The sequence below is a fragment of the Microbulbifer maximicatervae (SeqCode) genome, from assembly GCF_056232625.1.
Genome location: NZ_CP174324.1, coordinates 4178739 through 4196760, shown reverse-complemented (window position 1 = coordinate 4196760; position 18022 = coordinate 4178739). Strand labels below are relative to the sequence as shown.

The window sequence follows — 18022 nt, the reverse complement described above, 5'->3', positions numbered from 1 at the left end:
AGGACAAGCGCAGGCCAGTTGTGTTCAGACCGGGACTCAGGCCCCGAAGCAGCAATATTTGGTCTCGTAAAATTCGGCCATACCCTCGACACCGCCCTCGCGGCCAATACCGGACTCTTTAACACCACCGAAAGGTGCCACAGTGGTGGAGAAAACCCCGGTGTTACAGGCAATCATGCCGTAGTCGAGCGCCTCTACCACACGATTGGCACGGCGAATGTTTTCACTCATCACGTAAGCCGCCAAGCCGTAGGGCGTTTCATTGGCACGGCGAACCACATCTTCCTCATCGGAAAACTTCTGTATCGCCGCCAGAGGGCCAAAAATTTCCTCCTGAGCGATACGCATGGTATCGGTAACTCCAGTGAGGATGGTCGGCGCAAAAAAGTTATCGCCATTGGCCAGCTGCTCACCGCCAATTTCAATTTTTGCTCCGGCCTCAACCGCGTCCTGTACCAGCCCCTGAACCCGGTCCACAGCCCTGCGGAAGATCATCGGGCCCATATTGACCCCTTCCTCGGTAGCGTGGCCGATCTTCAGGGCGGCAACCTGCTCGCGCAGCTTTTCCACAAACTCATCGTGCACGGATTCGTGCACGTAAATACGGTTGGTGGCCACGCACACCTGGCCCGCATTGCGGAATTTGGTCGCCATACAGGCGCTGACTGCGGTATCCATATCCGCATCGTCAAATACGATAAACGGCGCGTTGCCGCCGAGCTCCATAGACATTTTTTTCACGGTGCTGGCGCACTGGGACATCAACAGCTTGCCCACAGCAGTGGAGCCGGTGAAGGTGAATTTGGCCACACGGGGATCTTGGGTCAGAACCTTGCCAATTCCCGGAGAATCACTGCCGGTAACTACATTGATAGTCCCCTTGGGCAGGCCCGCTTCTTCCGCTAACTGGCACAGTGCCAACGCAGAAAGTGGCGTCTCCAGGGCCGGTTTGATCACCACAGTACAGCCCGCCGCCAGTGCCGGACCCGCCTTGCGGGTAATCATGGCGTTGGGGAAGTTCCAGGGAGTAATACAGGACACCACACCCACCGGCTGGCGGATGGTATTCAGGCGCATGGCCGGGTTGTGAGTCGGGATCGTCTGGCCATAGGCCCGACGGCACTCTTCCGCGAACCACTCAATAAAGGAAGCCCCGTAGATAATCTCACCTTTCGCTTCCGCTACCGGCTTGCCCTGCTCCAGGCTAAGGATCATTGCCAGGTCATCGCTGTTATCCACGATCAGCTGGTACCAGCGCTTGAGAACCGCAGCTCTCTCACCGGCTGTACGGCGGCTCCAAGCGGGGAAGGCTTCACTGGCCGCCGCCACCGCCGCCTCGGCATCCTCTGCGGTACCGTCGGCCACACGGCCCAGCAACTCACCATTTGCCGGGTCACATACATCTACAGTGGCGGCAGCGTCACGCCATTCGCCCGCTATATAGTTCTGAAATTTCAACAGGTCCGAATTTGCAAGTTTCACAGGGAAATTCCTAGTAAATAGATGTTATTAGTAGTATGCGGCGATTCTGGCCGCAGCTGACTGAGGAGAATAGTAGTATTTTTCCAACTAAAGTTTATATTTATCAAACTTTAATCAAATCCGCAGCCCGCAGCGCCGGAAACAACCTGGAAGTGCAGCTATGAGCAAAACCAAAAACGCCCTGGGAGGCCGTCTCAGCGATATGGATTTGCGCCTGCTGCGCGTCTTCCGCGAGGTTGTGCACGCCGGAGGCATCACCCCTGCCGAAGTCACCCTGAATATCAGCCGCTCCACGATCAGTGTGCATATCTCCGACCTGGAGACACGGCTGGGTATGCAATTGTGCTTGCGCTCCCGAGGCAGGGCCGACTTCAAACTGACCCCGGAGGGGGAGGCCTTGTATCGGGCTATTTTGGAGCTCGATGGACACCTGGATACCTTCAAAAGCCAGGTCAATGCAATCCAATCCCAACTCACCGGTACCCTGCGCCTGGTAATGCCCGACGATGTATTGGAAATACCGCAATTGAACTTGCCCGGAACCATCGCCCAACTGCGTGAGAAGGCCCCACAACTACACCTGGAAGTACAACTGGCCGCCCCTCAGGAACTCGAGTTGGAAATCCTCGCAGGCCGCGCCGATATCGGTATCAATCCCTTGCACTCACGTCGGCCAGGGCTGGAATACCAACCCCTGTTCTATCACCAGTCGATACTCTATTGCAGTAACAGCCACCCCTGTGCCCAGGTGTCAGCTATTGATGAGGAGCTACTCACCCAGCAGGAGTTAGCTGCACCCAGTCATACTGTTCTCTCTGGTGCAGCGCACCTGTATCGATTGTTTCCCAAGCGATCCACAGCCAACCATATGGCGGCCAGGTTGGCGATGATACTTTCTGGGTGCTTTGTGGGTTTCCTACCGGAATACCTGGCCCGCAGATATGTCGGGGAAGGAACCCTGCTCCCCCTGCTACCGGAGAAGTTTCACTACCAAATACAAAATGCTGTCACCTTCAAAAAAAGTGCAACAACTCATCCCGCTGTGCAGCTTTTTTTGGAAGCCTTGCAAATCAATAGACAGATATAGCCACTGCTGTTTATCCCTAGTGATACTGAAATAATCGAGTCAAGAATCCAGTGAATAGAGAGATAAGCATTTCAAAAATTACCAATTACTTATGATCGATCCTCTATTGTGGAAGTTGTCATAATAATTAAATAAATTTAAACATAAAAATACAACCAAAAAGTAAATCATCTGTAACTTAATACGCCACAGTGGTAATCTCCTCCTCCAATAGAATTACAGGGATAACCCGTGATAGATTTTAAAAACTCACCAGTATTTAAACTCAAGCCTATAGATATCTCTGAATCCAGAGATGACTTTAATAAGTTCCTGATCGAGGGGGAGTTTATTTTTGCAAGTTTTAAAACTATTCGCGATCAGGTAGTTTTCACCAACAAACGCATTATTGCCGCCAATGTTCAGGGTATCACCGGCTCAAAAGTAGACTACACCTCTTTGCCTTTCAGCAAGATCCAGGCATTCTCTGTTGAGACCGCTGGCACTTTTGATCTGGACTGTGAAATAGAAGTTTATTTAAGCGAGATCGGTAAGGTAAGGTTCGAAATAAGAGGTTCTTTCGATCTTATTCAGTTCAACAAATATATTAGCCAATACATATTGGACTGATATCAACCCTTAGTAAATATACAAAATAACTGGGGTTCAGCAGCCCCCACAACTTTATTAATCAACCCGATAGTAGAGAGGGATGTCCATGTCGCAAATCTGGTTAGAAAGCCTAATTACTGAAAATGCACAACAAGGCTTTGAACTTGCAATGAAACTATCCAGGATGGGAGTAAAATACACCCAGCCTTCAGATGAAGTACGGGGTAAGCTGAGGTCCGCCTATGAGGAAAATGCAGACAGCCTGATCGCCTCCTCTCAGGTTGTTGCCATTAACTTCCAAACCGTTGCAGCAGCCAATAATTACTGGCGCGGCTAAAGGGTTAAGAATGCGTTATCTTTGTAGAACGGGTAACGCATTCTAGATCTGCAAACATTCAAACAACTTCCCTTCATCTCCTCCTCAATAATTTATGGTCTTTTAGTACTACAAACACTCTGATTCTGTACTAAAAATTAGCCATCACTATAGGTAGCTGCAAGATCGTCATATTCACTGTTGACGCTCTCGACCTTATTGATATTTATAAACATTGCGATACTGTCTTTGGCACAAGATAGATTAATTCAACGATCAGTAATATTGCGCCTCAAATGGGAAGGTGAATGAGATGGAATACAATGACGATGAAAAGTACTTAATTCAACTTTGGGAAACCCATACCGAGGCCGAATTCGATCTAAAAGATGCCGACACCGCAATTGCTACCATGACAGAAAATCCCGTATTAATTCATGTACCGGTTAATACCGGCGCAACGGGAAAAGAACCCTTACGAAAATTTTATAGGGATATATTTATTCCTCAAATGCCAGCGGATATAAATTTACAGCTTCTTTCCCGCACCGTGGGCAAAGACAGCTTAGTGGATGAGTTTATTCTTCACTTTACCCATTCTATTCGTATGGATTGGTTCGCACCTGGTATCGAAGCAACAGGGAAGAAGCTATCAGTCCCCCATGTGGGAATTATTAGCTTCTCCAATAGAAAAATCAGCTCTGAGCATATTTACTGGGACCAAGCGACTGTCTTGGATCAATTGGGTATATTGCAGTCAGGTCTACCGATAACAGGAAGTAGTCAATGTCATCGTTTGCTAAATAGTAATGCTCCGGCAAATGAGCTGATACCGTAAACTTTATACCCAACGGGTAAAATCCAAGCCGCGAACCAACCTGACCATCTAGTCACAAGCGGGTCGACGAAAATAGCCATAACTGAATCCAAAGCGTGGGCATTTGCGTCTAACTACTGTAATTTAAATAAATGATATAGCAATTAGGATTTGCGGTAACATCAGTAGATTACCGTTTTCACTAATAAATTTTACCGAATTGGTAGGGGTAGTTATGCGAACACTTGGAAATTTCCTCTGGTTTATCCTTGGCGGTGTCTTTATGGGACTCTGCTGGTGGTTTTGCTCGCTGATTGCCTTTATCAGTATTATTGGTATTCCCTGGGGAAGAGCCTGCTTTGTAATCGGCAAATTTTCCTTTTTCCCTTTCGGCAAGGAGGCAATTTCCCGAGAAGAACTCACCCTGCGCGGTGATATTGGGACAAGCGGCTTTGGTTTAGTCGGAAATATTATCTGGTTCCTATTGGCTGGTATCTGGCTTGCTATTGGCCACCTTCTGCATGCTATTGCCTGTTTTATTACCATTATTGGTATACCTTTTGGTTTGCAGCACCTTAAGCTTGCGGCAATTTCACTCTCTCCGATAGGAAAGACTATTGTCAGCAAGGAAGTAGCCCAATCAGCTAAAATGCGTAATGCAGATGTTGAAGTGACCAGATTAAGAAGTGGTACTTAAGTAAACATACATTAACAATGATACCGTACCAACTTGGGGCTATTACTAAAATAGCCCTGAGTTCTTAAGTCCCACCGCAATAAATTAATAAAAAATTTTTCAGATCAGAAAAATCACTTTATTTATCTTATTATAAGCAGGCATTACCAATTTAAAGCATTAAATTTTAAGCTGTTTTATCGCTGTCAAATTCAAACTTATTCATTTCGTGTAGTACTTAGCCAAACTATAGAAGCTAAATAATAAAATAAGGATATTAAATGAAAAACCTAACAAGACAAATCACTGGCTCAATTATGCTTTCTTTGGGACTTGTTGGTCTAAGTGCCTATGCAGAGTCAGTAGAAAGTACAGAACCCGCACAAGTTATGCTTTTTGGTAGCTTTCACTTTAGCCACTTCAGCAAACCCAGTAAAGATGTGGTGAAAACACAAGTTATTGATGTTTATACCGAAGAAAGTCAAAGGTATTTGGAGGACCTATCCTCACGGATTGCCGCCGACTCGCCAACACATGTTCTTCTGGAATGCCACACCAATGACGAAAGTAAAATTAATCAGCGCTTTGCCAAATATGTCAAGGGTGAGCACAAGCTAAATAGAGGAGAAAGCGAACAGCTGGGATTCAGAGTAGCCAAGAAGGCCGGCCTGCCTAAAGTCATCTGCTATGATGCTAGCCAAGATCTCCCCTATGGCGAACTTTTATCCTATCTAGAAAGTAATTCGCCCGAGCGAAAAAAAATAACTGATGAATTTTTGAAGGCTTGGGGCATTCGATTTAATGAGATGCATGCCTCACTGTCATTGGAGGAAATTCTGGACAAGCACAATGACCCCGCTGAGGATAAAATGAACGTAGGTTCCTATATAATGCTCAATGACGTTGGCCAAGGTGATAACTTTATAGGGGCCGATCTATCCTCCAAATGGTGGTCACGAAACTTCCGTATGTATGCCAATATCCAAGCCGTCGCCCAACCAGGTACCAAAGTTTTCGTTCTAGGTGGACAGGGGCATAGCTCTATAATGAGACCGATGCTCGAATTAGATGATAAACGTGAAACCTGGGATGTCCGCAGTTATTTCTAAAGAAGGCTCAACACCAAAGTCAGCCCCTTAGGGGGAGGAGCCCTGCCACTGGTTTTATAGATAGAGTAGAACTTTATCTACACCCCAAAGGCAGGGCGCTATGGATATCTATAAGACCTTATTATTCGGTATTCTTTTCAGTCTAATACCACCGTGTACAGCTGAAGCCCCCCCTAAAGAAGTACAAGTATCGGCAGGAAAGCTTGAAACACTGCCCTCCCTGACACTGGAAGGACTTGCTGAGCGCCCAATTCATGTATGGCTGCCTGATCAATATCCTACACAGAAACCCTATGCCGTCCTTTATATGCACGATGGACAGATGCTGTTCGACAGTAAAACCACCTGGAATGGTCAGGAGTGGGGCATGGATGAAGTCGCCTCTCGGTTAATAGCAGAAAAGAAGGTACGTCCCTTCATAGTTGTCGCTATCGATAACATTGAGACACTTCGCCACGGTGACTACTTCCCCCAGAAAGCTCGGAGTTTTTTGCCTAAAGAAGCTTCACAGGTCCAACATCCATTTAACCAAGCCGAATTGCGTGGAGATCTTTACTTACAATTTTTGGTGACCAAGGTTAAACCCTATACTGATAGTCATTACGCTGTGAGTAGTGATCCCAGCGACACCTTTATTGCCGGCGCGAGTATGGGGGGATTGATATCACTCTATGCGGTTACAGAGTACCCCGAAGTGTTCTCTACGGCTGCAGCTATATCCACCCATTGGCCAGGGGTTAACCCTAACGACAAACTACCGATAGCTGAGGCTATTCGCGACTATCTAGAGGCAAATTTACCTAAGCCTGGAAGTCACCGGTTTTATTTTGACCATGGTACAGAAACCCTGGATGCTTATTACCCGCCTCTGCAACGGGCTGTGGATAAAATTATGCGCCAGAAGGGGTATTCCTCTTCAAATTGGCAAACCCAAGTATTTGAGGGTCATGCCCATGATGAGAAATCATGGAATTCTAGACTCGATAAAATATTAATATTTCTATTTGGAAACCCTCAAACAGACGCTTGAATTACTTTTTTATTTCAGATGCCGGCGTCTATATAAATAAAAGACATAGTTGCCGGCATTCCAACTTATCCCTTAAGACTACTTTGCTACTATGTGGCATCCAACAATAGTTCTGCAACTACACTTCTCTATCAATCTCCCAATAGTTTTTGGCAGACAAATAACTATTGCGATTGAAGCTTTTCCTAACGCATCACATCTCCTGCGACAAGAATGAAACGTAAAAGCCGAACTGTTCTTTTAATACCTGGAATTTTTGATCGAGGAACCTCCTTACTTAGAATGCAGCACGAATTAGCTGCCGAAAATTATGACGTACACTATATCCACCTACGCTATAACTCCGGCTGGCATGGTATGGAACACCTTTCGTCCCAGCTTCTCGCAAAATTGGAGCATATCGTAGATAAAGAAACTACCTGTACCCTGGTGGGATTCAGCATGGGAGGGATAATCGCTCGGTATTATTTACAAGCCCTTAATGGTTTGGAGCGGGTGCATAAATTTATATCAATTTCCTCTCCCCACCATGGTAGTTACTGGGCAAACTTTCTTCCTTACAAAGGTGGGAAACAATTGCGGATCGGCAGTGATTTTTTACGCGCGTTGAACTTGGGCATTCAAAAATTGGAGGTTACCGAGCCGGCTTCAATCTGGACACCCTATGACATAACCATTATGCCCCATAGTAGTGCTATCCTGGGCTTGGGAACATCCTACGAAGTTCCAGTGATACTACATCGAATGATGCCGCTAAGTAGCAAGGTAATTTCATTACTAAAACAGGAAATTAAATCAGGATTGGATTAAGAAGCTCACTGACAGAAACTAGCTTTAATTTTATGAGTTTAACGAGAAGTAAGGCATGGACAGCCCAGAAGAAAAAACTTCGATTACAGATAAGGCAATTCACAGCTACTATCGAAAATTTGAAAGCCTGATTGCCTTAATTTTGACTTTTATTATTGTTGTAATCGTAATAGTCGCGATCAGTCGATTGGGATATTCTGTATACAATATGTTACTGGTGGGCATGCAGGACCCTCTGGACCACAAAGTATTTCAAACAATATTTGGCGAGATTATTACTTTACTGATTGCACTGGAATTTAGCCATACACTTCAATATGTAGTTACACGTCAACAGAGTATTATTCAAACCAAAGTTGTCGTACTTATTGCTATTTTGGCTTTATCCAGAAAATTTATTATTTTAGATCTGGATAAGGTCAATGCTGGCGAACTTTTGGGATTATCTACTGCCACTCTCGCGCTGGGCCTTACTTACTTAATATTGAAGCTTAAAAATAGTAACTAAGGGTACTATTGCAAACCAGACAGTAATCCGGGGTGGAGGAACACCTCCACCCTCTCACTATATTAACTATCTTCACGTAGAGCGTGATGTAACCTTACCGGTGGAGTCTTACGGACTTTCTTGCTGCGCATACGCAAATTGAGGAACTCCACAGCCATTGAAAACGCCATGGCAAAGTAGATATATCCCTTAGGTACATGGACATCAAACCCTTCAACCACCAGAGTTAAGCCCACCATAATTAAGAAGGATAGTGCCAGCATTTTCACGGTAGGATGACGATCAACAAAATCCCCGATTGGTTTAGCCGCTACCAACATAACGATTACCGCCAGAATAATCGCTATTGCCATGATTGAGATCTCGTCGACCAATCCGACAGCGGTAATTACAGAATCCAAGGAAAAGACAATATCCAATAGTGCAATTTGTAGTAGCACCATCCAAAATCCCGCACTGCCGAGCGAGGATGCACTCTCCTCTTCACCCTCGAGACTATTGTGAATTTCATGGGTAGCTTTAGCGATTAGGAACAGTCCTCCGCCAACCAAAATAATATCGCGCCCTGAAATTTCCATGTCATAGATGCTAAATAGTGGCTCGACCAAGCCCATAATCCATACAATAGAGAAAAGCAGAGCCAACCGGGTCACCATTGCCAGGGTAAGACCAATAAAGCGCGCGGGCTCTCTCTGTTTTGGAGGCAACCGTCCAACCAAAATGGAGATAAAGATAATATTATCGATGCCCAGCACTATCTCCAGCGCCGCCAACGTGGCCAATGCTATCCAGGCCTCAGGGCTGGCTATCCACTCAAACATACGGTCTAATCCTTATATAATTTATTATTTAATAAGCCTTTAATGGACAAATACTTTATTTTTCTATTCTGGCTTTATCACTTCAAAATCTAGGTATCTTCCTCCAGCCAAGCTTTCGCCTCAGTTTCTGATTCAAATGTTCGATATTCACCACCAATAAACCAGCTACCTACTTTTCCGGCGACTTTTAGCCAGCGTTTATCTGAAAGTACGGCAACCCGGTTAAACTCCCGGCCGTATTCAATACCCAACTTAAAATCATCCCAAGCCGCCCGAGGCTCCCACCCCTCCAATTCTCGAGCATCCATAAATACGTTTATCTTTGGGTGCTCAACTTTTTCTATTGCTGCGGTCAACATTGGTACCATGGTTTCGTAATCATCATGGGTCAACTTACCACGGGCCTTCACAGTAAGGAAAATATAATCGGATTTCTGTTCCAAACCGATAGACACACCATGGGACGTAACAGTCATAAGACACCTGTAAATCTTTTACCAATTATCACTACATAATCCATACTTTAATCATCGAAAAAGCCATGAATTCATGAGTTAAGGTAAAAAGATCATATTAATTGAAAGGTGATAGGTTTAAGTATTTGAATAGCTACCCTCTTACAAGCTGATAGTATCAGAACCACTGCCATCAAACTGTACCAGACAGAACTCATTTCCAAAGGGATCAGTTAATGAAGACTTAACTCCCCATTTTGTTTGCTGGATTTCACCCTGTATCTGTCCACCAGCATCGACCACCTGCTCTATTGCCAGAAGCAAATCCTCTACAACAATATCCATATTTACCGGCGTCCAGTGCCGATCATAGCTACCTATATTTTTTTTACTGTTTATCGGCCAGATCCCCGAATCCCTTTGCTGTAGAAATATAGGCACAGTGCCACCGAGCATCTCAATCATATCCGTTCCCAGGCGGCGACCTTCGTAGAGGCCAAATGCATCTCGATAAAAATTGATCGCCCGGTTTAAGTCATCGACATCAATGTTGAGAAGTACTTGCATTGTGATATGCGACCCACAAAACTCCGCTTTAGTCAGCTCCTGCTGGCTTGGGTTCTCCACATTGCCAGCAGTAATCAAAAGCTGCACCGTTATCTTCCCCACATGCCTGGCAGAACCAGCTATTCGAACCCACCTCAGCCTCAGCCAGGACCTGTCGGGCCCGCTCCAAATCGCGGTCACGCTCTAACCATAATTCTGGCCAAACCTGGTTGGGGGCTAATTCACCAGTAGCCCCCTGGGCATATTCGTTTTTTAATTGTGTTTTTATTCCCGCAACTTCAAGTCGACTCTTTGCCAACTCAACCAACAAACGGTTTTCATGGGTATAAATAAGTTTCATAATTGGGCCGCACAAATATCAGGAATCCCCAGATTACACAGCTATTAATCTGCAAACAAACCCTGCTTCTGCCAAGCAGGCAATTCCTGAAAATTCTCAGCGCACACCGATCAAACCACAATTTTCATATTCACAGTATTTCTCTTCTCCAACCGTAATGATCTCCAGAATAGACTCTACAGAGTCAACTGCTGAACGGCTGTTCAATAGAATTCTGCCTGAGCGATTGGCAATATATTCAAGGACAACTTTTCCTTTTCTATTGCGATGCTCAGCAATTTTCTGCCCTTTTCTGACTTGATCACCACGATTGACAAATAGCCTGATCCACTCTCTTTGCCTCTGCTTGAGATTGTTATTGTGAGACATACTCGTATAAATTTTTTCTGCGCTAACAAGCCCTGCTATTTCGCCAAAAATTGGCGCTTTTTCAGCATGGGCATAGGTCGCACCAATGGCACTTAAAGCCACAAATAGAACGGTAGTTTTGTTCAAATCAGCACCCCTACACGCTATAAAACTCGTGAACTGGAATACTCATATCCTGAAAATGTCGCCCCAAGCTTTTCTCAGGGCAATAAGTTAGGTATAGCTGACTAGATAATTCACGCCAGATAATTCTCGAAGCACCTATCAGTCAGCTAAGGCGGAGGCGGAGGCGGAGGCGGAGGCGGCAAATCTTGCAGTCTGCCCAATTTATCGGCCTATTTGTGTTTAGTTTACGAATTAGTGGACAAGCGGTATATCAACCCTACTTATCCACTCACTTAGGCGAGTTGCTATGGTGCAAAAGAGCTAAACACTCTGCTTGTGAATTATTTTTAGAACTTGAATCCCTGCTCTTGATATTTCTTCGTAAGCTCGAAACGATCTATCATCTTCCCTGTCTTACCGGGTATCAACTCCACTGTTACAGTTTCTGGTTCTGCAGTGCTATCTGCTGGAGCTTCAGACCTACCTGCTGGAGCTTCAGGCCTACCTGCTGGAGCTTCAGGCCTACCTGCTGGAGCTTCAGACCTACCTGCTGGAGCTTCAGACCTACCTGCTGGAGCTTCAGACCTACCTGCTGGAGCTTTATCAACCACTGTTGCGACTGGGGGAGTAACCCCCTCAGGTATATCTACCGCAATGGCTTTAGGTATATCACCCTCCTTTACCAAAATAGCTTCAGGTATAGGAACTTCCTTCTTCTGCGGGGTCAAACCCAGCTTTTTCGCAAGCAACTGTTTTCCTTTATCGAGCAGCGGTCCTATTTTTCTGGGTCGGGTATTGCCTCTATCCCGTTGATTTTCAACCCGACCGGTTAGCTCTTGTCGATTAGTAGTGCTAGCACCATTAACATTTATGCCATTGCTCATTCTTATCTTCCTGCGGTTAACTCAGTATAAATGTCCACCCAGTCACATCCTAGTTTTATTTATCTATCAAGTCTTTCAATTTTGGCTTTTTATGGATTCCGGGGAGTTCAATATTTGAGACATCATCAATAGAATTAGTAGCCGAATGTCTGTAAAAACAGACTCATGATTAAATTTCACAATCGCCTTGAGAATGCAAAATGCTACGAACAGAGACGATAGTATCGCTGGTCCGACGGGGTGTGTTGCCCTCATTGTTTGAGCCAGGATGTTATCCGACAAGGAAAGGATGATACACAACCTGAGAAGCACCGCTATCGCTGTAAAGGTTGTCAGCGGCGTTTTGATGACCTGACGTTATCAGTCTTTTCAGGGTGCCACCAGCCTTTAAAGGCCTGGGTACATTGCCTATACCTCATGTTATTGAATTTATCCAAGTTACAGGTTAGTAAAGAGTTCGATCTGAACAAAGATGATGTTCAGAAAATGACACTGCAGCTCAGGAAAGCCGTTTGTAACAAAGCTCCCGATATCTCCCTTGAGGGGGAGGTAGAGTGTAACGAGGTCTATATTGTTGCGGGCCATAAAAGGCGGCCTGAAGCAGTTAAAAAAAGGCCGTAGAAGGCAACGGAACCGACTGGGAGACGCTTGAGGGTGAGGTACTCTGGAAAAGGAAAAGCCCCCCCATTTTTGGCATGGTCCAGAGAGGTGGGCAGGTTGCAATACGTATGCTTGAAAATGTAGAGCAAGCAACGATTCAACCACTCATTGAAAACACTATCGCTTCAGGTACTTTGGTCTACACGGATGAATATAATATTTATGACCATTTAGAGGAGTGGGGTGATGTCCACAAATCTGTTTGCTATAGTGCGGGCGAGTATGCCTGGGACGAGAATAGCGACGGCTTTCATGAAGTTCATGTTAATACCTTGGAGGGTTTCTGGTCATTGTTACGATCCTGGCTATGCCCGCGCCCTCTCCGGGGTCTATCGCAAGAGAAACTTCCGTTATATCTTAGCTTCTTTGAGTGCCTGCACAATCTAAGACGCTGGGGGAAGCTGGCCATTCCTGGACTATTTATTTTGTTGTTGGGGTAGCTCCCCAGAATCCATAAAGAGCCCATTTTTTACGCAGGTCCTTTTATTAAAAAGAACCTGTCGTTCCTAGCTTGTTTCTTGGGGTTCGGCAGTCTGGCGAGGAGCCTGTTTAATTTGCCAGTAGTTTCACTGCTTTTTCTGGTAGAGAATATTCATTACTTTCTCAGAAAGTTCACTGGAGGCCTCTATTTGGATTGTTGATAGGCTTGTCGGTTTTTTCGCGATATAAAATTTTCTTTAGCTCATCGGTAAGTTGGCTTGGGGCTCCATCCTTGAGGAACTCCTCTAGCTCTTCACTAATTTTTCTTGAGTCTTGGATGCTAAGTAAATTATTTATATCCCGGCTCAACTCTGTACCTGATTCCTCATGATGCCCTAGTGTAGAAACCGATAGGTTCCTCTTTCTATTGTCTAATCTATCCTTTGCCCCCCCCTCGCCGGCAACTTCCGCCAAAGGTATATTTTTTCGATTTTCTGTCGATAAATCACCGGTATTAATGGCCTCTGCAAGAGGGATAGTGCTGGAAGTTTCCGGGGTTGAATCCCTCCTGATATTAGCGTCGCGCCCAATATTTGGCTGTGATGGCCTGCCAATAGCAGAGATTTTGCTGGGGCTTGGGGATGTTTCTTTTGAGCGCTCCAGACCTAGCTTATTTGCAAAACGGCCCTTGAGAGCATTAAAATTTTTCCGCAAACGTTGTGAGCCTTTGGCATTTCTATTGTGTGAATTTTCAGCCTGATGATGTGATGCGCTATCAGGACGTGACGATGACGATGACGATGACGATGACGATGACGATGACGATGACGATGGAAGTTTAGGGGGCATTCTTTATACTCCAAGATTGCTTAGGTTAGCTGGTGTGTTGGCACTGAGACTTATAGAAAGGGTTTAGTGCCTGAATTTCTCTTCTCTTAAGGAATCTCTGAACAACTCTGCAATTCTCCAGGCCTGTCCTATTAGGCTTAGTTGCTACTGTGGTGGAGCCTTTCAGGCTGGCAGCAATTCATTTTGGCTTTTTTATTTTTCAACATTAATGGTGTGCTCCAGTCCACCTTTGTTAACTCATTCCGATCCAGGCTGGTTTAGATTTACAGTATGTATCCGGCACATAAAGTGACTTACTTACCGCCGCTACCAGCGCTGCATAAAATTACCAATGGTATGACGGTATCATCGCCAAAATAGTTATTTCCCCCAACAGAGCCGGCATATATCGCTGGACATAGAGTGGGCGCGCCCCTGATTATTTGGCATTCCCATATTAACCAGGTATGCCGCTTTCTCTTGAAACAATACTTCCCGCAGTTTTAGCCGGGTGACTTTGGAACTTACATCCCCACTCGTTACTTATCACCAGTCTGGAGCAGCTCCAGGCTGGTGATAAATTAGGTTTCGCTGTGATTCTATTCCTACAAGCTCAAGATTCCAGCGTTCTAAAACTGGCCGGAGTGTTGTTAGAGCTGCACATAAAAAAATGGGTTATTAGTGCTTCTCTTTAAATCCTTTCTTGAACTCTGGCGGCAGGTCAAAGTATTTCTGGGGGCCCTCACCAACTACGTTAGCCTCACGTGCACCTTCTGCTCCAGCCTCACTGTGCTTCACTTTAAATTTTGTCGTCATCTCCTTCGGTTGGGTGTAGAAATTCTTGGGGCGCTCACCAACTACCTTAGCCACAAGTGCACCTTTTGCTCCAGCCTCACTAGAATCGACAGTCTCAGCTTTCGGGATATTAGTTCCGGAAGCTTCTTCAGTTACAAGTTTTGCAACTGAATAACCAGCGTCATCCGCACTTGTAAACTCTGCCTCAGGGATATCATCAGATACATCCGCAGGATTGCCAGCGTCGCCAGGTTGCTCAACCAAGGGGTGGGAGCCAGGCGTTCGCGGCGCAAAGCCGGGCACTATACGTGCAGGTGTGGGCGTTTCCCCCCTCTGCTGAGTAAAGCCCAACTTCTTGGCAAGTACCTGCCTTCCCTTCGCGAGCATCGCTCCTATTCTTCCGAGCCGGGCTTTGCCTCTATCCCGTTGATTTTCAACCCCTCCAGCTCGCTCTTGCCGAATAGCCGCGCTAGAGCCATTAAGCTTTACGCCATCGCTCATTCTTATCCTCCTATGATCAACTTATAGGTGTACTAAAGGACTGGCTCCGCAGCCCCCAGAGAAATATGTCAGAGCTGTCCAGGCACTGCCTAGTACCTATTAAAAAATTTAATTAAAAGATCTACTCAGCCGCAGCCTAACCTAATTTAACTATCCAGTCTTTCAAGTTTGGCTTTTTCATTTTGAGGCTTAATGATAGATCGTCAATTCACCGCTAAAGAATGCACTCAAATCGGTCCAGGTAGACCCAAGTAACTTATACTGGCAATCCATGTCCAAACAAAGGCGACATATATCACGGACCATACCCCGGCCATGGCCCTGATTATTTGGTATTTATATATTAACCAGATACGCCGCTTTCTTTCAGAGCAATACTTCAAACTGTTTAACCGGGTAATCCTGGAGCTTAGGGCCCTATTGACCATTTATCGATAATTTAAAGTACGTCAGACTTGCAATAAAACGGGCCTCGCTGTGGCTGTAGCCTTATAGCTTGGAATTCCAATTTTCTAAAACTGACTGGAGTGTTATTGAAGCCTCAAACAAAAAATTGGTTATCACTCATTCTTAAATCCCATATTTCTCTTCGCCGGCACCTTGAAGGAATTATTGATTATTAATAGTCCCTGCTTGTGTAGTATTTACTGGAGGATTCTCAGGAACAGGCTCCAAAACAGGAACCTCATCAATGTTAACCGCAGGTGCCGCCACAGGTATAGCCACAGGTATAGCCACAGGTGCAGGTGCAGGTGCAGGTGCAGGTGCAGGTACTGCCACTGGAATCGCACCCTGCGGAGCAGCTGGCAGAATTAAAACAGCCTGCACCAGGGGGATATTATTAAGGGCAGGGGGATGTACATTAGGTGGCTGTATATTTGTAGGTGCAGGAGGCTCATCTCTCCGAGGGGTAAAGCCCAGCCTATTTACAAAAAGCTGTTTCTCATTAGAGCGCATCGATCCTATTCTTCCGAATTGGGTGTTGCCTCCATCCTGTTGATTTGCAACCCGACCGATTCGCTGTTGCTGAATAACAGTGCTGGAACTGCCAACGTATAAGCCACCACTCATTCTTATCTTCCTATGATTTGCCTTGAAGGCCCAGATATATTTTATGGTGTTGTACAGATATTCTTTACAGCCTATTGAACAGGTTCAATAGGCTGTGTTTATTTACTCACAGCCTAACCTTATTCAATAGGCCTGTCTTTCAATTTTTATTTCTTTTTTTTATTTTTTGGGCCTAATTGCAGAGTACCAATACGCCGCTAAAGAACTAACTCAAATCAATCCAGGTGGACTTGAGTTCACAGTACTTATCCAGCGCGTGTAGCGACTTATCGCGGCCGTTTCCAGACTGCTTAAAACCACCGAAGGGTACGGTGATATCACCGCCAAAATAGTTATTGACCCAAACAGAGCCGGCGTATATATCCCGGGCCATACGGTGAGCACGACCCAGGTTATTGGTCCAGATACCCGCCGCCAGGCCGTAGATTGAGTCATTGGCAATGGCGAGTGCTTCTTCCTCTGTCTCGAACTCGATAACAGACAGTACCGGGCCAAAGATTTCTTCACGGGCGATCGTCATGTCAGCGGTGACACCGCGAAATACCGTTGGCTCATAGTAGTAACCGCCTGCTACTTCATCTACCGGTTTGCCGCCGCAAACCAATTGCGCACCCTGCTCCAGGCCCTTGGCCACGTAAAATTCAACCGTATCAAACTGGCTGCGGTCGATCAGGGCACCCATACGGGTATTTGGGTTTTGCGGATGCCCGGGCTTAAAGCACTCTGCCGCTTTAGCCACCTTTTGAATAAATTCATCGGCAATAGATTTTTCAACCAGCAGACGCGATCCGGCGGTACAGGTCTCCCCCTGGTTGTAGAAAATGGCCAGGGCCGCTGCTTCTGCCGCCTTATCCAGATCTGCATCAGCAAATACAATATTCGGGCTTTTACCGCCGAGCTCAAGGAAAGTACGCTTGAGGTTGGACTGACCTGAGTACTCGGTCAGGGTTTTGCCTACTTCGGTGGAGCCTGTAAAGGTCAGGCAATCGATATCCATATGCAGGCCCAAGGCCTTGCCCAAGCTACTTCCCGGTCCCGGTAGTACATTTAACACGCCATCGGGCAGGCCCGCTTCCTTAGCCAGGCCCGCCAGCTTAATCGCTGTCAGCGGTGTGTTAGACGCGGGCTTCAGGATAACGCTGTTGCCGGTGGCCAGGGCCGGCCCCAGTTTCCAGGCGGTGGTGGATAAAGGGAAGTTCCAGGGCACAATGGCGGCCACCACCCCCAGGGGCATACGGGTAACCAAGCCCAGCTCACCGGGGCCGGTCGGGGCCACTTCATCGTAAATCTTGTCGATTGCTTCACCGCTCCAGCGAATCGTAGTGGCCGCTCCAGGGACATCCACAGCCATGGTATCGCCAATCGGCTTACCCGCATCGAGGCTCTCGAGCAGGGCAATTTCCACCAGATTCTCTTCAATCAGCTCTGCAAAGCGCACCATAATTTTTTTGCGCTGCATTGGCGGCATTTTCGACCAAACGCCAGACTCGAAGGTTTCCCGAGCCACCTTTACCACCAAGTCCGCGTCATTTGGACCGCAACTGGCAATTTGCGCCAGCTCTTCACCATTTGCGGGATTAAAAGTGGCGCGAGTTTCACCGGAGAGGGCATCGACATAGCTGCCATTGATAAAGGCACGCCCCTCGATCTTCAGTGAGGCCGCCAGAGCCTGCCATTCCTGCAGGTTTTGGGGGACATTATTTTTTTTCGCTGACATGACACACCTCATTTAATTTGGAGATAGTTTTCCCGGTTATATCGAAAATGTGATCACAAATCA

21 protein-coding genes and 1 pseudogene are annotated in these 18022 nt (G+C 46.2%); 11 read left to right on the top strand and 11 right to left on the bottom strand.

The features are described from left to right. Positions 1 to 36: 36 nt before the first annotated feature. Positions 37 to 1482: an NAD-dependent succinate-semialdehyde dehydrogenase gene (locus tag ACJJI6_RS18400; protein ID WP_475711577.1), complete on the bottom strand. Its 1446-nt coding sequence runs from the start codon at positions 1480 to 1482 to the stop codon at positions 37 to 39. A 160-nt stretch (positions 1483 to 1642) separates the two neighbouring features. On the opposite strand from ACJJI6_RS18400, the gene ACJJI6_RS18395 reads away from it, so the two are divergent. From ACJJI6_RS18395 to ACJJI6_RS18355, 9 genes are all read left to right on the top strand, one after another. Then, the gene (locus ACJJI6_RS18395) at positions 1643 to 2569 is read left to right on the top strand and encodes a LysR family transcriptional regulator (RefSeq protein ID WP_444926147.1); all 927 of its coding nucleotides are present in this window, start codon (positions 1643 to 1645) and stop codon (positions 2567 to 2569) included. A gap of 231 nt (positions 2570 to 2800) precedes the next feature. Further along, positions 2801 to 3178, top strand: coding sequence for a PH domain-containing protein (locus ACJJI6_RS18390; RefSeq protein ID WP_475711575.1), 378 nt, complete (start codon positions 2801 to 2803; stop codon positions 3176 to 3178). Between the two features lie 88 nt (positions 3179 to 3266). Beyond that, entirely contained in the window at positions 3267 to 3497 is a 231-nt protein-coding gene (locus ACJJI6_RS18385) for a hexameric tyrosine-coordinated heme protein (RefSeq protein ID WP_108734816.1), read from the top strand. Positions 3498 to 3789: 292 nt separating this feature from the next. Next, positions 3790 to 4314: a nuclear transport factor 2 family protein gene (locus ACJJI6_RS18380; protein ID WP_475711574.1), complete on the top strand. Its 525-nt coding sequence runs from the start codon at positions 3790 to 3792 to the stop codon at positions 4312 to 4314. A 214-nt stretch (positions 4315 to 4528) separates the two neighbouring features. Beyond that, a complete protein-coding gene (locus ACJJI6_RS18375; protein ID WP_445362705.1) occupies positions 4529 to 4990 on the top strand; it encodes a YccF domain-containing protein in 462 nt (153 codons plus the stop codon). A gap of 260 nt (positions 4991 to 5250) precedes the next feature. Continuing rightward, positions 5251 to 6078, top strand: a complete 828-nt coding sequence (locus ACJJI6_RS18370; protein ID WP_475711571.1) for a DUF5694 domain-containing protein — start codon at positions 5251 to 5253, stop codon at positions 6076 to 6078. Positions 6079 to 6178: 100 nt separating this feature from the next. After that, positions 6179 to 7108, top strand: a complete 930-nt coding sequence (locus ACJJI6_RS18365) for an alpha/beta hydrolase (protein WP_475711570.1) — start codon at positions 6179 to 6181, stop codon at positions 7106 to 7108. 213 nt (positions 7109 to 7321) lie between these two features. Beyond that, on the top strand, positions 7322 to 7918 hold the full coding sequence (locus ACJJI6_RS18360; RefSeq protein WP_444911710.1) for a lipase family alpha/beta hydrolase: 597 nt from the start codon (positions 7322 to 7324) through the stop codon (positions 7916 to 7918). 55 nt (positions 7919 to 7973) lie between these two features. Continuing rightward, positions 7974 to 8426, top strand: coding sequence for a phosphate-starvation-inducible PsiE family protein (locus ACJJI6_RS18355; protein WP_475711568.1), 453 nt, complete (start codon positions 7974 to 7976; stop codon positions 8424 to 8426). 62 nt (positions 8427 to 8488) lie between these two features. Here the strand turns inward: ACJJI6_RS18355 and ACJJI6_RS18350 are convergent, their stop codons facing one another. The 6 genes from ACJJI6_RS18350 to ACJJI6_RS18325 form a co-directional block, all read right to left on the bottom strand. Continuing rightward, complete coding sequence (locus ACJJI6_RS18350; RefSeq protein WP_475711567.1) at positions 8489 to 9247, bottom strand: TerC family protein; 759 nt, start codon at positions 9245 to 9247, stop codon at positions 8489 to 8491. 89 nt (positions 9248 to 9336) lie between these two features. Then, a complete protein-coding gene (locus ACJJI6_RS18345; RefSeq protein WP_413663643.1) occupies positions 9337 to 9723 on the bottom strand; it encodes a SpoIIAA family protein in 387 nt (128 codons plus the stop codon). A gap of 141 nt (positions 9724 to 9864) precedes the next feature. After that, positions 9865 to 10356 (bottom strand): VOC family protein, encoded by a 492-nt coding sequence (locus ACJJI6_RS18340; RefSeq protein ID WP_475711565.1) that lies wholly within the window; start codon positions 10354 to 10356, stop codon positions 9865 to 9867. After that, positions 10298 to 10609, bottom strand: coding sequence for a putative signal transducing protein (locus tag ACJJI6_RS18335; RefSeq protein WP_475711563.1), 312 nt, complete (start codon positions 10607 to 10609; stop codon positions 10298 to 10300). Before ACJJI6_RS18335 ends, ACJJI6_RS18340 begins: the two co-directional genes overlap by 59 nt. Before the next feature lie 96 nt (positions 10610 to 10705). Next, complete coding sequence (locus ACJJI6_RS18330) at positions 10706 to 11104, bottom strand: hypothetical protein (RefSeq protein WP_413663646.1); 399 nt, start codon at positions 11102 to 11104, stop codon at positions 10706 to 10708. Between the two features lie 326 nt (positions 11105 to 11430). Next, entirely contained in the window at positions 11431 to 11967 is a 537-nt protein-coding gene (locus ACJJI6_RS18325) for a hypothetical protein (RefSeq protein ID WP_475711561.1), read from the bottom strand. A 240-nt stretch (positions 11968 to 12207) separates the two neighbouring features. Between ACJJI6_RS18325 and ACJJI6_RS18320 the strand changes: the two genes are divergently transcribed. Together ACJJI6_RS18320 and ACJJI6_RS18315 are read left to right on the top strand one after the other, a co-directional pair. Further along, positions 12208 to 12588, top strand: coding sequence for an IS1/IS1595 family N-terminal zinc-binding domain-containing protein (locus ACJJI6_RS18320; RefSeq protein WP_444940514.1), 381 nt, complete (start codon positions 12208 to 12210; stop codon positions 12586 to 12588). Between the two features lie 59 nt (positions 12589 to 12647). Continuing rightward, a pseudogene (locus ACJJI6_RS18315) lies at positions 12648 to 13067 on the top strand (transposase); the annotation flags it as partial. Positions 13068 to 13239: 172 nt separating this feature from the next. On the opposite strand, the gene ACJJI6_RS18310 reads toward ACJJI6_RS18315, so the two are convergent. From ACJJI6_RS18310 to ACJJI6_RS18295, 4 genes are all read right to left on the bottom strand, one after another. Beyond that, positions 13240 to 13896 carry a hypothetical protein gene (locus ACJJI6_RS18310; RefSeq protein ID WP_475711559.1) on the bottom strand — a complete coding sequence of 219 codons (657 nt, stop codon included), beginning with the start codon at positions 13894 to 13896 and terminating at the stop codon, positions 13240 to 13242. Positions 13897 to 14553: 657 nt separating this feature from the next. Beyond that, complete coding sequence (locus ACJJI6_RS18305; protein WP_475711558.1) at positions 14554 to 15171, bottom strand: hypothetical protein; 618 nt, start codon at positions 15169 to 15171, stop codon at positions 14554 to 14556. A gap of 609 nt (positions 15172 to 15780) precedes the next feature. Continuing rightward, positions 15781 to 16242 carry a hypothetical protein gene (locus tag ACJJI6_RS18300; RefSeq protein ID WP_475711557.1) on the bottom strand — a complete coding sequence of 154 codons (462 nt, stop codon included), beginning with the start codon at positions 16240 to 16242 and terminating at the stop codon, positions 15781 to 15783. A 205-nt stretch (positions 16243 to 16447) separates the two neighbouring features. After that, the gene (locus ACJJI6_RS18295) at positions 16448 to 17959 is read right to left on the bottom strand and encodes an aldehyde dehydrogenase (protein ID WP_444918465.1); all 1512 of its coding nucleotides are present in this window, start codon (positions 17957 to 17959) and stop codon (positions 16448 to 16450) included. Positions 17960 to 18022 lie beyond the last annotated feature (63 nt).